Origin of the sequence: Labrenzia sp. VG12 (assembly GCF_002237595.1) — a bacterium.
Taxonomy (GTDB): Bacteria; Pseudomonadota; Alphaproteobacteria; order Rhizobiales; family Stappiaceae; genus Roseibium.
On sequence record NZ_CP022529.1, the window covers coordinates 2,529,738 to 2,545,049 of the forward strand.

Sequence of the window (15,312 nt, forward strand, 5' to 3'; positions counted from 1 at the left end):
CTTGGGCCTTCGCAACTTCTTCGACCGTATCGAGCCCTATTTCGTAAAGGGCGGCAAATACGAGAAACTCTTCCCCGTCTACGAGATGGTGGAAAGTTTCATCTATACGCCCAAGACGGTCACGACCGCCGCACCGCATGCCCGGTCCTATGTCGATATGAAGCGGATCATGACCTATGTGGTCATCGCGACGATCCCCTGTATCCTCGTCGGGCTCTACAATGTCGGCTTCCAGGTCAATTCCGCCATCGCCGTTCATGGCGCATCCGGCTGGCGCGCCTGGGTCATCGAGCTGCTCGGGATCGGGTTCGATCCGGCCAATCCGTTTGCCAACTTCATGCACGGGCTGCTCTATTTCCTGCCGATCTACATCACAACGCTGGTTGTCGGCGGCATCTGGGAAGTGCTGTTTGCGACCGTCCGCGGCCATGAGGTCAACGAGGGCTTTCTCGTGACCTCGATGCTGTATGCCCTGATCCTGCCGCCGTCCGCCCCGCTCTGGCAGGTGGCGCTGGGCATTTCCTTCGGCGTCGTCATCGGCAAGGAAGTCTTCGGCGGCACCGGCAAGAACTTCCTCAACCCGGCCCTGACCGGCCGCGCCTTCCTCTATTTCGCCTATCCGGCGCAGATGTCCGGCGACACGATCTGGACCCCGGTGGACGGTTTCTCGGGTGCGACCGCCCTTTCGGTCGGCGCTTCCGACGGCTACCAGCAGCTGGCGGCCCATGGCCTGACCTGGTTCGACGCGTTCATCGGCATCATGCAGGGCAGCATCGGTGAAACCTCGACGCTCGCCTGCCTGATCGGCCTGGTGTTTCTGCTCGTCACCAAGATTGCCAACTGGCGCCTCATCGTCGGCTGTCTGGGCGGGATGATCGCCTTTTCCACGTTGCTCAATGTCATCGGCTCCGACACCAACCCGATGTTCGCCATGCCCTGGTACTGGCACCTTGTGGTGGGCGGCTATGCCTTCGGCCTTGTTTTCATGGTCACCGAACCGGTGTCCGCCTCCCACACCAATCTCGGCCGCTACATCTACGGCGCCCTGATCGGTTTCATGGTGGTGATGATCCGCGTCATCAATCCGGCTTTCCCGGAGGGCATGATGCTGGCCATTCTCTTCGGTAACGTTTTTGCACCCTTGATCGACTATTTCGTGGTGCAGGCAAACATCAAACGCAGGGCGAAGCGCAATGCCTGACGTGAATGGAAACAACAACAAGGGGTTCATCCGGCGTTTCCTGGACCTGCCGGCGGATTCCGTTCCCAAAACCGTCTTCGTCGCGGTCGCCCTCTGCCTGGTCGCCTCGATGGTCGTTTCGGCGGCAGCCGTCGCGCTGCGGCCCATCCAGGAAGTCAACAAGCTCCGCGACAAGCAGATCAACATCCTGCAGGTTGCCGGCCGCTATGATCCTTCCGTGGACATCACCGAAGCGTTCGCCGAGTTCGAGCCGCATGTGCTCGAGCTTGCCACCGGCAAGTTCACCGACGCCTTCGATGCCGCTACCTTCGACGACCGCGCAGCGGCCGACGATCCGGCAACCTCCGTCGCCCTGACCGACGACCCGGCCTCGATCGGCCGTCAGGCCAAATTCGTGACGGTCTATCTGCTGCGCAACGAAGACGGCAGCCTCGACAAGGTGATCCTGCCGATCCACGGCTACGGCCTCTGGTCGACGCTTTACGGCTATATTGCGCTGGAAGAAAACGCCAACGACATCTTCGGCCTGCAGTTCTACAGCCATGCGGAAACGCCAGGCCTCGGCGCGGAAGTCGACAATCCGCGCTGGAAATCGCTGTGGCGCGGCAAGAAGCTGGCCGATGACAGCGGCGATCTTCTGATCACGGTCGCCAAGACCGCCCCGCCCCAGGGCGAGGACTTCCATGTCGACGCCTTGGCCGGTGCAACGCTGACGACTGTGGGTGTCGACAACCTCGTGCGGTTCTGGATGGGCGAAGCAGGCTATGCTCCGTTCCTTGAAAACATCAAAGCAGGAGAGATCTGATGGCTCAGACCAAGAGAAGCATGCTGATCGATCCGCTGGTCGACAACAACCCGATCACCCTTCAGGTTCTCGGGATCTGTTCGGCGCTCGCGGTCACCTCTTCGCTGCAGGTCTCCTTCGTGATGGCCATCGCGGTGACCTTCGTGACCGCTTTCTCCTCCATGTTCATCTCCATGCTGCGCAACCACATTCCGGGTGCGATCCGGATCATTGTGCAGATGGTGATCATCGCGTCGCTGGTGATCCTGGTCGATCAGGTTCTCAAGGCCTATGCCTACGAGATTTCCAAGACCCTCTCGGTCTTCGTCGGCCTGATCATCACCAACTGCATCGTTATGGGCCGCGCCGAAGCCTTCGCCATGAAGAACCCGCCGATCCCGTCCTTCATCGATGGCGTCGGCAATGGTCTCGGCTACGGCCTGATCCTGATGCTGGTCGGTTTCTTCCGCGAGCTGTTCGGCTCCGGCAGCCTCTTCGGCCTGACGGTCCTGCCGACCGTGAACAACGGCGGCTGGTATGTCCCGAACGGCATGCTGCTGCTGCCCCCTTCGGCCTTCTTCATTATCGGCCTGATCATCTGGGCGTTCCGGACATGGAAACCCGGTCAGGTGGAAGAGCGTGAATACAAAATCCAGACGGTGGACGCACACTGATGGAACAGCTGGTCTCCCTTGCCGTTAAGGCAATCTTTGTCGAAAACCTGGCGCTGTCCTTCTTCCTGGGCATGTGTACCTTCATCGCGGTCTCCAAGAAGATCTCGACGGCGATCGGTCTCGGCATTTCGGTGATGATCGTCCAGGCGATCACCGTGCCCGCCAACAACCTGATCCTGACCTATCTGCTCGCGCCCGGCGCGCTGTCCTGGGCCGGTTTCAGCGACGTCGATCTGACCTTTCTCGGGCTGATCTCCTATATCGGCGTGATCGCCGCTCTGGTGCAGATCCTGGAAATGGTGCTCGATAAGTACTTCCCGCCGCTCTACAACGCGCTCGGCGTCTTCCTGCCGCTGATCACGGTGAACTGCGCGATCCTCGGCGGGTCGCTGTTCATGGTGGAACGCGACTACGATTTCAGCGAATCCGTCACCTACGGCCTCTCGTCCGGCTTCGGCTGGGCCCTGGCGATCACTGCCATGGCCGGCGTTCGCGAGAAGCTGAAATACTCCGACATTCCCGACGGCCTCCAGGGCCTGGGCATCACCTTCATCACTGCGGGTCTGATGGCGCTGGCCTTCATGTCCTTCAGCGGCGTCAAACTGTAAGAGGAGAGCTCCGTGGCGACATTCGGACTGGGCATTCTGCTCTTCACCCTGATCGTGCTCGCGCTCGTGACGATCATTCTCGCGGCCCGCTCCAAGCTGGTTTCGGTGGGCAACGTCAACATCAGCATCAACGGCGAGAAAACCATTTCGGTTCCCGCCGGCGGCAAGCTTCTGCAAACGCTGGCCGAACAGAAACTGTTCGTGCCTTCGGCCTGCGGCGGTGGCGGCACCTGCGCCCAGTGCCGGGTCAAGATCTTCTCCGGCGGCGGCTCGATCCTGCCGACCGAGGAGAGCCACATCACCAAGCGTGAAGCGGCCTGTGGCGATCGCCTGTCCTGTCAGGTGGCCGTCAAGCAGGACATGGAAATCGAGGTTCCCGAAGAGGTCTTCGGCGTCAAGAAATGGGAATGTACGGTCCGCTCCAACGAGAACGTGGCCACCTTCATCAAGGCGCTGGTCCTGGAACTGCCGGAAGGCGAGGACGTCAATTTCCGCGCCGGCGGCTACATCCAGATCGAGGCGCCGGCCCACCAGCTCAAATACACCGATTTCGACGTCGAGGAAGATTATCGCGGCGACTGGGACCGCTTCAATCTCTGGCAATATCAGTCGGTTGTCGACGAGCCGGTCGAACGCGCCTATTCCATGGCGAACTACCCGGAGGAAAAGGGCATCATCATGCTCAACGTCCGTGTCGCGTCGCCGCCTCCGGGCACCGAAGGCATCCCCCCCGGCAAGATGTCGAGCTACATCTTCAACCTGAAGCCAGGCGACAAGGTCACGATTTCCGGTCCGTTCGGCGAGTTCTTCGCCCGCGAGACCGAAAAGGAAATGGTCTTCATCGGCGGTGGTGCCGGCATGGCTCCAATGCGCAGCCATATCTTCGACCAGCTCAAGCGGCTCAAGTCCAAGCGCAAGATCAGCTTCTGGTACGGCGCCCGGTCCAAGCGCGAAATGTTCTTCGTTGAGGATTTCGACCAGCTTGCAGCGGAAAACGAGAATTTCGAGTGGCACGTCGCCCTGTCCGACGCCCTGCCGGAAGACGACTGGACCGGCTATACCGGCTTCATTCACAACGTCCTTTACGACGAATATCTGAAGAACCATCCGGCGCCGGAAGACTGCGAGTTCTACATGTGCGGTCCTCCCATCATGAACCAGTCCGTGATCAACATGCTGCTCGACATGGGCGTTGACCGCGAAGACATCATGCTTGACGACTTCGGCGGCTGACAGACCGAACCGGGATCAAATGAAAAGCCTGGCGCTGGGAGACCCACCGCCAGGCTTTTTCATGTGAAAGGGCCAGGCCCTTTCCAGGGTATTGGAAAGACCACCACGTGATGGTGGTTTCGTGCAGATCTCTCGAACCTGCCGCGCGTCAGTTGCCGGACGCGTCCGGACCTTTCTGGCCCTCCGTCTGAGCCGCAGACTGCGCTGACGCCGAAGCTGATGGGTCATCAGTGGCAGGCGCAACAGGCTGCGCGCTGCCGGCGTCCGCATCGGATTGCACGCCCGCGGAACCGTTTGCTGCCGGACCCGGTTGTGCTTCAGGTATCGCGACGCGTGTCCCCTCGCCTTCGTCCTTCGGAGTGACCACGAGCTGCGGAACCTGCGCAGGAGCAGCTTTTTCCTCGGTAACCGGTTCGCTCCCGGCTGAAAGGTCTGCCCCCAGCGCGGCCTGTTCCGGCAGGTTGCCGAACCGGTCTGCCTGCGCCGAAGCTCCGCCGGCCCTCAAGGCCCCCGTTGCTGTTCCTTCCGGCAGGTTGCCGAACGGATCGCCTTCTGTCGGCTCAGCCCCTGCAACCGCCTGGTCCCGGAACAGGATCTCCGGCGCCTGGTCCGGATAGCCGACAAAAAGCGCGCGCCGTTCCTGCTCGTAGGGCGACAGGCATTCCTGGCGCGGACCGTGATAGGGCTGGAACGAGTTGTCCATCAGCCGGTAGGAGCGATACCGGTTGAAACACCACGCCAGGTGCCGGTTGCTGCCGGCATAAACCTTCTTGCGCGTTGTGTGACGGATGGGAGCATGGGCTTGGGACCCGCTCCAGCCGGTCTGGCTCCCATAGCCGTATCCACCTGCCATGGCGGTGGCAGAGAGGGGGATCGTAAGCGCGGCAACAGTCAGCGCCAGCGTTACGTGTGAGAAGATCTTCCTGGCAATCATTTCAAGCGCCCTTGCACTGCAAACGAATGGAGAGAGAGACGCGGGTCTTTTCAAGGACCCGCGCTGTCGGCAATTTCAGCTGCTTCAGCCGCTGATATACGGCGACCAGCACTGGGCACGCGGACCGCTGTAAGGCTGGTAGGTGTTGTCATAGGTGTTGAACGTCTTGAAGCGGTTGTGGCACCAGCTGACGTGTTTTTTCCAGATGTGGTCCTGAATATGCGCAAACGGGCGCTTGTGGTGGCCCTTGGCGTAGCCATGCTGCTTGTTGGAATTGTAGTGCGGCTTGTAGCCATAGCCGTAATTGCCGGCGGAGGCGGTGGAAACGGCCGAGGCGGCAACGGTCGCGGAAATGAGGGCCAGAGCGGCGGTCTTCAAAATGGTCTTGCGAAACATGATCAATATCCTTCTTTCGTTTTGGTACCGGCGACTTGTCGTCCGCCGGTGACCTAGACCTAAGAAGGAACACCTGATTTGACCTGTGACGCGCGACACGTCCCAGACAAGCCTCTGAAAGAAAGAGATTTTCTGACGGGTCGCAAGGGAAGCTCGCCATTCGCCGCCCTAACGGCAACGGCGCTCCCTGGAACCCGAACGCGTCTGATCAGGAAGGCAGATCAGGGCTCGATAACCGCCGCCCTGATCTTCCCCAAGGTATTGTCAGTCTATTGCTGATCACCGGAGCGCCGGTTTTGCTCCTTGCGCTCGCCAAGTTCCTGCCGAACCTTTTCAAAGTCGACGGCAGTGGACGCATCCGCCTCATCTGAAAGGCACGCAACAGTCACCTGGTTCCGGCCGTTTGCCTTGGACGTATAGAGCGCGTCATCAGCAACCTTCATCAGATCCTGCGGGATCGATCCGTGATCCGGGAACACGGAGATACCAACAGAGATGGTGACCTTGGGCAGGTTCTTTTCGCCATAGCGAACGGAGATCCGCTCAATCGCCGCGCGAATATGCTCCGCACGTTTTTCGGCCTGGCTGACATCGGCGCCCGGCAGAAGCAGCATCAGCTCCTCGCCGCCGAGCCGGCAGGGAATTTCGTCGCCGTCGCACTCTTTTTCCAGCGTCGAGCCAACCGCACGCAGCACCATGTCACCCGCATCATGACCATGGTTGTCGTTGAAGCGTTTGAAGTGATCGACGTCGATGGAGACCAGCGCAAAGGGCTGGCCCGACCGCTTGGACTGTTCCAGCCGCAATCGCAGCGCATCAATGAAGTGGCGCCTGTTATAGAGCCCCGTCAGCGGATCCCGGATGGATTGCTGGTGAAGCTGATCGCGCATCTTGCTGTTCGCGATCGCCAGACTGATCTGCTCCGCCGCCAGTTGGGCAACCCGGAAGTTCTCGAAAAAGTCCTCTTCGGAGATGTTCCCATAAGGGGTCAGGTGCATCATGCCGACGGTTTCGCCATGAGCCAGGATCGGCAGGCAGGTATAGGGGCTTTCGTCATGGGGCTTGGTGTGTTCGCAGGCGAACTTGATGTCCTGCGAACGATAGGAATAACCGCGCCCACGCCTCAGGGACCAGCAGTCACCCGGCCGGATATGTTCATGCAGCACGCCGCCGTTCCACGAACATGTGCCGTCCAGCACGTCGCGGGAATTGGAGTAGACATAGACACTGCCGCTGCAATTCGGCAGCATCTTGGTCATGAAGGTGCCGATCATCTCGTAGAGTTCATGCGTCGACGTGCTGGACTGCAGCCATTCATTGAGATCGGACAGCAATTTCATTTCGCGCGTCTGAGCACGCTCGCGCGTGGTCCGCTCTTCGTCCTTGACCCGGTTCCATTCCAGACGGGTCCGTAGCTCGTTGAACGTGCGCGCGAGTTCGCCAATGCCGTCCTGCCGGTCGGCCTCCTCCAGGTCGGGCACTTCCCTGTCCTCCGACCAGGCCCGCATGGACTTGATGATCCGTGCGATCGGCGGCTGGATTTCCCGGTAGACCCAGATCGAGGTGATCGTGGCGCCCAGAATGAGAAGCGACAGCAGCGTGGCCAGATAGGCCAGCGACAGGAACGCGTTCTGGGCATCGGCCTGCGCCTGTGCATGCAGGGATTGCGACAGGCGCTTTTCGATCGCGTAGAGCGCGTCAATCCGGCTCGTCGAGGCGGCCCACCAGTCGGAGGCTGAGACACCGGCGACCGAAGTTCCGAAGGGCGCCGCCTTGGCGATGTCGCGATAAACGCGGACCTGCTTTTCAGCCTGGCTGTTCTGGTGATTGTTCAACAGCACAAGAGCTTCAGAAGGCGCATGGTTGGAGAAATGCGCCAGGAGAAGCTCCTGATTGGCAATCAGGCTCAGGAAGCGCTCATAGGTGTCGAGCAGGAAACGCCCGGAGCTGAAACCGACGGATCCCATGGCCCGCTCGAGCCCGGCCTGCTCCTTTGCGTGCAGCAGGTTCACATAGGCGTTGATCGGCCGCAGGGTGTCGGTGCTGTCCACCGCGAATTTCATGTTTTCGATGGCCGCGAGCAGCTCTGCGATGGTCGTCGTGTAGAACTCGGCAAGTTCAGAAACTTCAACGTCAAGCCCGTCGACCCGCGTCCGCATGCCGTCGAGTTGCTGCAACCTTTCGGCTGCCCGGTCGAAGGGCGCCGTAAATCCGGCAAAATCAAGAGCACTGCCCATCACGCTGATGTCGGTAAGGTGGCCATCGATTTGTGCATCCGTTGCCGCACGCAGATCCGCAAGATTTTCACCGAAGGAACTTCCCCCTGAGCCGACATAACCCGCTGAAACACCGCGTTCGCGCTGCAGATTATGGACCAGTTCTGAAAGGGTCGGCGCTACGGCCAGAACCTCTTCAATCGCGCGGGCCTTTTGCCAGCTTCGGTATTCGGAATGGAAATCGTGGAGGCTGATAACGAGAAGCGCCAGCACCGGCACCCAGCACACAAGCGCAAGCTTGAAGGACAGCGACCGGTTGGCCATGAAAGACTGCATTGCGGCACTCCGAGTGATTCCGGAGTTCACCGTCAATCGAAACCTTTAAGATAGAGACAAACAACAGGGTTAACGCACAAAATCTTCCGAAGGGGAACAAAAACAATACTGAAGTAAATAGCAATGTAAATTGTTTGCAAGAACAATAGCGCGGTGGAAACTATTCTCCGTGCGCCAGAGCCTCAATGCGCGCACGATCCCTGATGATCAGCCAGCCATCCTTGAGATCGACCAGCTCTGCCTTCTGCCAGCGGCGCAGGCACCGGTTTACGTTTTCCCGGCTGTTGCCAATCATGCCGGCGAGCTCGGACTGGGATTGCGACAGCTTAGACAGCGGTTTGTCTTCGGACGCCGGCGCGGTCACCGTCAGGCGCAGCACAAGCTTGGCGAGGCGTGCCGGCAGATCCAGAAAGGCAATTTCGATCATGCGCTCATCCGAGCGGCGCACACGCTGGCAAAGCAGCTCGATCAACCGGATGGAAAGAGCCGGATTGCGGTTCAGAAGATCCAGCAAGGCCCGCCGCTCCAGGACCACCAATGTGCAGTTGGTCAGCGCCTTGACGCTGGCAGACCGTTCCTGGCCGTCCAGCATGGCGATCTCACCGAAGACATCGCCGGCCTGAAGATCGTTGAGCGTCACTTCCCGGTCGCTGGGTGTGAACATGCTCACCCGGACAGAGCCCTCCGCAATGGCCATCATGCTCTGGCCAGGCTCTCCCATGGTGAAGATTGTGTCACCGGCCGTGTAGCGTTTGATGAAGGAGAAATTCGCCAGCTCCTGCCGGGCCTGGTCGTCCAGCGCTTCGAAAATGAAACTCTTGCCGAGCAGTTTTTCCTTTTTAAAGTCGACTTCGGTGCTCATTTTCGTTCCGTCTTGCCGTTTGCAACAGTACAACGCTAGTGACAGCAATCACAGCCTATGCGTTAGAAGGTCTGATGTATGGGCATTCAGGGGCGCTTGAAAAGCACAAACTGGGAATTTGACGATGAAAAAACTGGCAATTTTCACGATCTGCTTCCTGCTGGCGCCCGTGGCGGCGCAGCCTCTGGCGGCACAGACCTTGAGCGGGTGCACCAAAACCGACCTTCAGGACCCACCCCGCAGCGTCTATCAATGCGCCGGCGGCGTCACGCTTGAGGCCGAGGCTGCGACCGCGCTGGGCATTGTGGAACGCGAAGCCGATGACCGGCCAACCGACGTCGAGCTGTCCTCCGACGGGCTATACATCGAGATCACGCCGGGAAGCGGTCCGTTCCAGATCCAGACCCCGCATGCCATTGCGGCCGTGCGCGGCACGGTCTACGTCGTCGACGTCACCGACGAGATGACCGCGGTGTTCGTTCGCGAGGGTGAGGTCAGCGTGTCGCGCGCAGACGGCTCCGATACGGTGGTTCTGACAGAAGGCCTCGGTGTTGAAGTGTCCCCGGGCGTAGTGCTCGAAACCCGGCGCTGGCCGCAGGCACGGGTCGACAGCCTGCTGGATCGTTTCGGACGATGAAACCGACCCTGCCTGTCGCGGTCACCGCGCTGGCACTTTGCCTCGGCCTGATCTGGGCGGGCCTGCTGGTGCGCACGCATCTCGCAGGAACCGCAAGCGTGGCGGACCGCTTCGAGACGGTGTTGCTGGACCTCAGGATTGCGCTGGCCGGGCAAAAACCACCACCGAAAGATGTCGTCATCATCGCCATCGATGATGAAACCATAGACGCTGTCGGCCCCTACCCGCTGCCGCGCGACGCGCTTGCGGCGCTGGTCGATCGGATCAGGGACGCCGGGGCCAGGGCGCTCGCGGTCGATATCCTGCTCTTTGGCGCCTCGGACGAAACGGCAGACGGGATGCTGGCGAACTCTCTGGCAAGCCTGCCGACCGTGGTCGCGGGCGCAGCCCGCATGCGTGAAGGCGCTGCGCCGGCGAGCGGCGTGCCGGTCGTTGAGACCATGCTCTCACCGGCCCCCGCCCTTGCAGCGGCAACCTCGACCGGCCTGGTGAACATCGTCACCGACAGCGGCGGCACGCCGCGTCATGTGCCGATGCTGTTCCTGACCGACACGGGCCTGCTGCCATCCTTTTCCCTGCAGGCTGCCGCAAAATACCTGAGCACATCGCCGAACATCACCGAAGCGGGTGTAACGCTTGGCGGTCGTGCCGTCGAGCTGGACAGCGGCTGGCACCTTGCCCTGAACTATGTCGGGTCCGGAGGCGCCATCCGCACCCTCAGCGCCGGAGACCTTCTCGATCCACCGGCAGGGTTTTCACCGGAGCTGGACGGCCGCATGGCGGTTCTCGGCGTCACCGCGACTGCCGTGGGCGACCGGTTTTCAACGCCGTTTGATCCTGTCATGCCCGGGGTCGAGGTACAGGCAACCGCGATAGCCAATCTTCTGGAAGCGGCTCCCCTGGTGCGCACGGCGGGCGTTCGCAAACTGGACAGCGCCGCAGCGCTCCTGATCACGCTGGGAGCGATGATCGCCGTCATCCTGCTGCCGCTCGCCCCCGCATCGATTTTCTATCTGATGCTGCTCTCCGGATGGCTCGTCATCTGTGTGGTGTTTTTTGGCCAGGGGCTCTGGCTGAATGCGACCCTGCCCTTTGCGGCCAGCCTGCCGCCGGTTGTTGGCCTGCTGATCACGCGACAGGTGACCGACCGGGTCGAGGCGCGACGCCTGCTGCGGGCCCAGGAGGCCCTCAGCCGCTTTCAGTCACCCAGACTGGCCGAGCGCATTTCCGAAGATCCTTCCTTCCTGGCAACACCGAAGGAAGAGTCGGCAGCGATCCTGTTTGTCGATCTGTCCGGTTACACCAGCCTCAGCGAGCGTCTCGGCGCTGCCAGAACACGGGACTTCCTGAAGGAGTTTCATACGATTGTTGTGAATGTCGTGAGCGACGAGCACGGCATCGTCCTGGATTTCATGGGCGACGGCGCGATGCTCGGCTTCGGCATACCGGAGGCCCATCCCGACGACCCCGAACGGGCCTGCCGCTGCGCCTTCGCCCTGGAGCGGGACGTTGCCGCCTGGCTCAGAAAAACCGGACGGGACCGCGACATCAGCTCGGTGCGGGTCGGCGCCCATCTGGGGCAGGTTGTGCTGTCGCGGCTCGGCCACGACCGGCAGCAGCAGATCGCAGCCACCGGCGACTGCGTCAATGTCGCAAGCCGCCTCCTGGAAGTCGCCAAGGACCACAAGGTGTCCGTCGTCCTGTCGGCGGATCTCCTGGAGGAAGTCGAAAAGAGCGCGGGATCTTTGGAGACACCCAGGATGGAAACCGTGGCGATCCGGGGACGTCAGCAAGAGTTGAAGGTCGGCCTCTGGGCTTCCGGGGAGGCACCCGAGTTCAACTAGACGGCAGTCATCGGGCCGTCAGCCGCAGCAATCCTGTCCGGCCTGGATCGGCGGGCAGGCCACGGTTCCATAGGAACAGAACACACAGCAGTCGCCGGGTTTCGGCTTCAACAGGGCGGCACAGTTCCGGCATTCATAGAACCACTGGCAGGCATCTGTCGGCATGATTTCGACCTGCGCATGACCGCAATCCGGGCAGGTCAGCTCACTTTCCAATATGACAGTGTTTTCGGTCATCCTTTCGCTCCCCGCCAGCCTGGCATGCGCCATTCAAGTTCGACAGAATAGTAAAACGGCCGGCGCACGAGGCGCCAGCCGTTACACGCACTATTGAAGGACGCTCAAGTCCGCGGCCTCACAGCATCCGGAACAGCGTCTTGTCCTTGCGAATGACGTGATGCATCAGAACCGCTCCAAGATGCAGCCCCAGCAGACCGAGCAGGATCCATGCGCTCCAGGAATGGATCGCGGACAAGGTCCAGGCGATGTCAGGGCTTTTGCCGAGCGGGCTCCACACCTCGACAAGACCGAACCATTTCAGCGGAAAGCCGTGCGCATTGGTCGCCAGGAAGCCGCTCACAGGCATGATGATCAGGAAGGCATAGAGCAATCCGTGCACGCTGGCGGCGGCGATGCGTTCGTGAAGCGGACCCTCGGTCTCCGGAGCCCGAGACAGCAACTTGTTGCCGACCCGGATCAGCATCAGCCAGATCACGATGAAGCCGAGGCTTTCATGCAGGAGGTAGAAATTCATCACCACGTCCTTCTTGGCATAACCGATCATCAGACCGAGCGGCCAGGTTGCCAGCACCAGAACCGCCACGGCCCAGTGCAGAAGGCGCGCGGCACCGCCATAACGCGCAACCGGCGCTTGCGGGTTGGTGTAGAAATCCTGTTGGCTGTTGGTCACCGCTTCCGCAGACATGATGGCCCCTTTCCTCATGATTTGTTGCCAGTGGCGGGTACCCATGCTGCCCGCGTCGTGTGACAGACAATAGGGATCAGCGACGCTGAAAGCCTGTGACGTGCGGCACACCGAAAACCCAGGCGCCTTCAAACCCCGTTTCGGAGTAGGCAGATCCTGTCCGCTGTTCTTCCTTGTTCCAGCTGAGTAGAAAGGATCAGGGACAAAGGGAACCAGCCGATGACATCCGACTTTTCAGGAAAAACCATTCTCATCACCGGCGCCGCCAGCGGCTTCGGCAGGGAGCTGGCCGAGAGGCTTTCCGCATTGGGCGCAAATCTGGTTCTGGGTGACCTCAACGCCGCCGGCCTCGACGAACTGGCAGACAACCTTTCCGGCAAGATCGTTCCCGTCTGCTGCGACGTCACCCGCGAAGACGACGTTCAGACACTGTGCGAACGGGCGAAAGACGCCTTTGGCGGGCTCGACATTGCCGTCAACAATGCCGGATTTGCTCCGCCGATGAAGGGTCTTCTCGAAACAAGCGAAGACGATCTCGACAGGGCCTTTGCGGTCAATGCCAAGGGCGTCTTCTTCGGCATGAAACACCAGATCCCCTTGATGAAGGAACATGGCGGAGCCATCTTGAACGTCGCCTCCGTCGCGGGTCTGAACGCTGCCCCGAAACTGATCTCCTACGCAGCGGCCAAACACGCCGTCGTCGGCATGACCAAGACCGCAGCGGTGGAATTTGCGCGCGACAATATCCGCATCAACGCCATTTGCCCCTTTTTCAGCCCGACACCGCTGATGACCGAAAGCGGCTTTGCCGACAAGCAGGATTTCCTCAGTTCAGGCGTCCCGATGAAACGCCTCGGCGAACCGGCCGAAATCGTCGAAACCATGATGTCGCTGATCCATCCGGGAAACACCTATCTCACCGGGCAGGCCCTGGCCGTCGATGGCGGTGTGATGGCGCTGTAACGCCGTCTCTTCAACTGGGCTTCAGAAACGGCAGGACCGCGTTCCAGTGACTGAAAGGCAAAAGGTGTCCCGCCCCGGGCACCCAGCTCACCTCTGCCTGGAAGGTTTGCGCCAGGGCAGTGATCCGCTTTGCTTGAATGGAAACGTCTTCCGTTCCGTGGACAAATCGCAGGGGCACCTTCAAGGGGGCAACCTTGCCGATCCAGTTGGAGGCAATCAGGCGGCAGTCATTGATGAAACCGTCAGACCCCTTCTCGACATGGAAGTGATGACCGGTCCACATGAGATCGAGGATTTCCGGATCCTTGCAGGCCGCAAGATCGGCCCGGGATCCGCCCAGCACCGTCTCTGCAAAGGCCGACCGGCCTTCCTTCTTCAGCTTGCGGTCTCCCAGGACCGAGAGATACCGAAGCAGCGGCGGCGACACACGGGCAAGCGTTGCGAAAATGCGCTGCTGCTGGGGCGCTGAGGCAAAGTCCCGCAAGCTGAACACGGGCGGCTGCGCGGCCGCGCACAGCAGCGACGTCAACCGCCCCTCAAGTCGCTCGGCAGCGCAAAGCGCGTAAATCGCACCAACATCGAAAGCCAGCACTGAAAACGTCTCAAGGCCAAGGTGATCCGCAAGCGCCAGAAGATCCTCCGCATAAGCGCCCGGCTGTTCCAGCAGGCTGGCACAGCCGGCAGATTGCCCGTGCCAGGGACGTGCCGGCGCAATCAGACGAAGGCCCTCCCGCTCAAGGGCGGTCGCGGCGCCCCCCGGCAGACGCCGCCCCCCCAGACAGCCATGCAGGAAGATGACGGCCTCGCCATCCGCGGCACCCTGCTCGGCATAATCCAGAACTCGGCCGTCGGACAGAACCAGACTGCCCTCAGCCGGTCCGCTCGGTTTGATCTGCCGGGCGCTCGACGAGGAGACGGCAACCGCCCGCGCCAGGTGAACGGCATCCTGGGTGCCATTCACCTCCAGCTTCAGCAAGATGGACCGGATCTGCTGACGCACGGTCTCGACGGATCGGCCTCGCAAGTCGGCAACGTCCGCCGGCGCATGCCCGATTGTCATGAGACCGAGCACCTCGGCTTCCGAGACCGTCAGGCCGTAGAGCACCCTCATCGCCCTTTCCGCAGCCTCGTGCCACAGGACATCCATCCCTGCGACTCGCGCGCGCCCGTCCCCGTCGGCCGTCTCCACAATCAGCACCAGGGGTTTGGCAGTGTCCTTGCCCGGCAACCGCAAGACGGGCGCATGCTCAACCTGCCCGGAAGCGAACCGGCACAGCAAAGTCGCCGTTTCCGGATCGTCAATCAGGTGTTCCAGCCGTTCGCCGCCGCGCAGGTCGAACAGCTCACGAGCCACCTGGTTCGGTTCCTCGATGCGCCCGCCGGACGTCACGTCGAAGACGGGCCTTCCGGGAACCTCCTGAGGCCCGGATCCAAGCGACCGCATCAGTTTCTCCGCCTGGGCAATATGGCGTTCACATTCCCGGCGCAGCACCTCGAACTCTTCGACATGTCCGTCTTCGCCGACGAGCGTCGTTTCGGCCAAGGCAATCAAATCATTGAATTTCTGGTCATCCAGAGCCGCAAAATAGAGCGACCCGAACAGGTCTGGAATTGAATTCATAAACGAAGCTGTATCTCGAAAACCGGGTCAACCGGGCAAGCATATAACCAATATTGAGCATGTCAAAAATGTCAGGTC

15 protein-coding genes are annotated in these 15,312 nt (G+C 60.9%); 8 read left to right on the plus strand and 7 right to left on the minus strand.

The window, feature by feature from the left end:
• Position 1 precedes the first annotated feature (1 nt).
• The 5 genes from CHH27_RS11810 to nqrF are packed head-to-tail and all read left to right on the plus strand — an operon-like array spanning position 2 to position 4,500.
• Positions 2-1,201, plus strand: a complete 1,200-nt coding sequence (locus tag CHH27_RS11810) for an NADH:ubiquinone reductase (Na(+)-transporting) subunit B (RefSeq protein ID WP_094071764.1) — start codon at positions 2-4, stop codon at positions 1,199-1,201.
• Positions 1,194-2,006, plus strand: coding sequence for a Na(+)-translocating NADH-quinone reductase subunit C (locus CHH27_RS11815; protein WP_094071765.1), 813 nt, complete (start codon positions 1,194-1,196; stop codon positions 2,004-2,006). Before CHH27_RS11810 ends, CHH27_RS11815 begins: the two co-directional genes overlap by 8 nt.
• The gene (locus tag CHH27_RS11820) at positions 2,006-2,659 is read left to right on the plus strand and encodes an NADH:ubiquinone reductase (Na(+)-transporting) subunit D (protein ID WP_094071766.1); all 654 of its coding nucleotides are present in this window, start codon (positions 2,006-2,008) and stop codon (positions 2,657-2,659) included. Before CHH27_RS11815 ends, CHH27_RS11820 begins: the two co-directional genes overlap by 1 nt.
• Positions 2,659-3,267 (plus strand): NADH:ubiquinone reductase (Na(+)-transporting) subunit E, encoded by a 609-nt coding sequence (nqrE, locus tag CHH27_RS11825; protein ID WP_094071767.1) that lies wholly within the window; start codon positions 2,659-2,661, stop codon positions 3,265-3,267. The genes CHH27_RS11820 and nqrE overlap by 1 nt, the downstream gene beginning before the upstream one ends.
• Before the next feature lie 12 nt (positions 3,268-3,279).
• Positions 3,280-4,500 (plus strand): NADH:ubiquinone reductase (Na(+)-transporting) subunit F, encoded by a 1,221-nt coding sequence (gene nqrF / locus CHH27_RS11830; RefSeq protein WP_094071768.1) that lies wholly within the window; start codon positions 3,280-3,282, stop codon positions 4,498-4,500.
• Between the two features lie 148 nt (positions 4,501-4,648).
• Here the strand turns inward: nqrF and CHH27_RS28645 are convergent, their stop codons facing one another.
• The 4 genes from CHH27_RS28645 to CHH27_RS11850 all read right to left on the minus strand — a co-directional run bounded on the left by CHH27_RS28645 (position 4,649) and on the right by CHH27_RS11850 (position 9,244).
• On the minus strand, positions 4,649-5,434 hold the full coding sequence (locus tag CHH27_RS28645) for a BA14K family protein (protein WP_094071769.1): 786 nt from the start codon (positions 5,432-5,434) through the stop codon (positions 4,649-4,651).
• Positions 5,435-5,518: 84 nt separating this feature from the next.
• Complete coding sequence (locus CHH27_RS28650) at positions 5,519-5,830, minus strand: BA14K family protein (RefSeq protein ID WP_094071770.1); 312 nt, start codon at positions 5,828-5,830, stop codon at positions 5,519-5,521.
• Positions 5,831-6,099: 269 nt separating this feature from the next.
• Positions 6,100-8,382 (minus strand): nitrate- and nitrite sensing domain-containing protein, encoded by a 2,283-nt coding sequence (locus CHH27_RS11845; RefSeq protein WP_094071771.1) that lies wholly within the window; start codon positions 8,380-8,382, stop codon positions 6,100-6,102.
• Positions 8,383-8,542: 160 nt separating this feature from the next.
• A complete protein-coding gene (locus CHH27_RS11850) occupies positions 8,543-9,244 on the minus strand; it encodes a Crp/Fnr family transcriptional regulator (protein WP_094071772.1) in 702 nt (233 codons plus the stop codon).
• 124 nt (positions 9,245-9,368) lie between these two features.
• On the opposite strand from CHH27_RS11850, the gene CHH27_RS11855 reads away from it, so the two are divergent.
• Together CHH27_RS11855 and CHH27_RS11860 are read left to right on the plus strand one after the other, a co-directional pair.
• A complete protein-coding gene (locus CHH27_RS11855; RefSeq protein ID WP_094071773.1) occupies positions 9,369-9,881 on the plus strand; it encodes a FecR family protein in 513 nt (170 codons plus the stop codon).
• Entirely contained in the window at positions 9,878-11,725 is a 1,848-nt protein-coding gene (locus CHH27_RS11860; RefSeq protein WP_094071774.1) for a CHASE2 domain-containing protein, read from the plus strand. Before CHH27_RS11855 ends, CHH27_RS11860 begins: the two co-directional genes overlap by 4 nt.
• Positions 11,726-11,743: 18 nt before the next feature.
• On the opposite strand, the gene CHH27_RS11865 is transcribed toward CHH27_RS11860, so the two are convergent.
• Both CHH27_RS11865 and CHH27_RS11870 read right to left on the minus strand, forming a co-directional pair.
• Entirely contained in the window at positions 11,744-11,962 is a 219-nt protein-coding gene (locus tag CHH27_RS11865) for a GDCCVxC domain-containing (seleno)protein (protein WP_094074693.1), read from the minus strand.
• Between the two features lie 118 nt (positions 11,963-12,080).
• A complete protein-coding gene (locus CHH27_RS11870; protein WP_094074694.1) occupies positions 12,081-12,650 on the minus strand; it encodes a cytochrome b in 570 nt (189 codons plus the stop codon).
• A 219-nt stretch (positions 12,651-12,869) separates the two neighbouring features.
• Here CHH27_RS11870 and CHH27_RS11875 point away from each other — a divergent pair, with 219 nt between their 5' ends.
• Complete coding sequence (locus CHH27_RS11875) at positions 12,870-13,613, plus strand: SDR family NAD(P)-dependent oxidoreductase (protein WP_094071775.1); 744 nt, start codon at positions 12,870-12,872, stop codon at positions 13,611-13,613.
• 10 nt (positions 13,614-13,623) lie between these two features.
• Here CHH27_RS11875 and CHH27_RS11880 read toward each other — a convergent pair whose 3' ends face one another.
• A complete protein-coding gene (locus CHH27_RS11880; RefSeq protein ID WP_094071776.1) occupies positions 13,624-15,234 on the minus strand; it encodes an alpha/beta fold hydrolase in 1,611 nt (536 codons plus the stop codon).
• Positions 15,235-15,312: the final 78 nt, after the last annotated feature.

Coding starts and splice junctions, on each gene's coding strand:
- CHH27_RS28645 (WP_094071769.1), bottom strand. CDS start 5,434: ATGATTGCCAGGAAGATCTTCTCACACGTAACGCTGGCGCTGACTGTT.
- CHH27_RS11870 (WP_094074694.1), bottom strand. CDS start 12,650: ATGTCTGCGGAAGCGGTGACCAACAGCCAACAGGATTTCTACACCAAC.
- CHH27_RS11875 (WP_094071775.1), top strand. CDS start 12,870: ATGACATCCGACTTTTCAGGAAAAACCATTCTCATCACCGGCGCCGCC.
- CHH27_RS11850 (WP_094071772.1), bottom strand. CDS start 9,244: ATGAGCACCGAAGTCGACTTTAAAAAGGAAAAACTGCTCGGCAAGAGT.
- nqrE (WP_094071767.1), top strand. CDS start 2,659: ATGGAACAGCTGGTCTCCCTTGCCGTTAAGGCAATCTTTGTCGAAAAC.
- CHH27_RS11820 (WP_094071766.1), top strand. CDS start 2,006: ATGGCTCAGACCAAGAGAAGCATGCTGATCGATCCGCTGGTCGACAAC.
- CHH27_RS11865 (WP_094074693.1), bottom strand. CDS start 11,962: ATGACCGAAAACACTGTCATATTGGAAAGTGAGCTGACCTGCCCGGAT.
- CHH27_RS11880 (WP_094071776.1), bottom strand. CDS start 15,234: ATGAATTCAATTCCAGACCTGTTCGGGTCGCTCTATTTTGCGGCTCTG.
- CHH27_RS11860 (WP_094071774.1), top strand. CDS start 9,878: ATGAAACCGACCCTGCCTGTCGCGGTCACCGCGCTGGCACTTTGCCTC.
- CHH27_RS11815 (WP_094071765.1), top strand. CDS start 1,194: ATGCCTGACGTGAATGGAAACAACAACAAGGGGTTCATCCGGCGTTTC.
- CHH27_RS11855 (WP_094071773.1), top strand. CDS start 9,369: ATGAAAAAACTGGCAATTTTCACGATCTGCTTCCTGCTGGCGCCCGTG.
- CHH27_RS28650 (WP_094071770.1), bottom strand. CDS start 5,830: ATGTTTCGCAAGACCATTTTGAAGACCGCCGCTCTGGCCCTCATTTCC.
- CHH27_RS11845 (WP_094071771.1), bottom strand. CDS start 8,382: ATGCAGTCTTTCATGGCCAACCGGTCGCTGTCCTTCAAGCTTGCGCTT.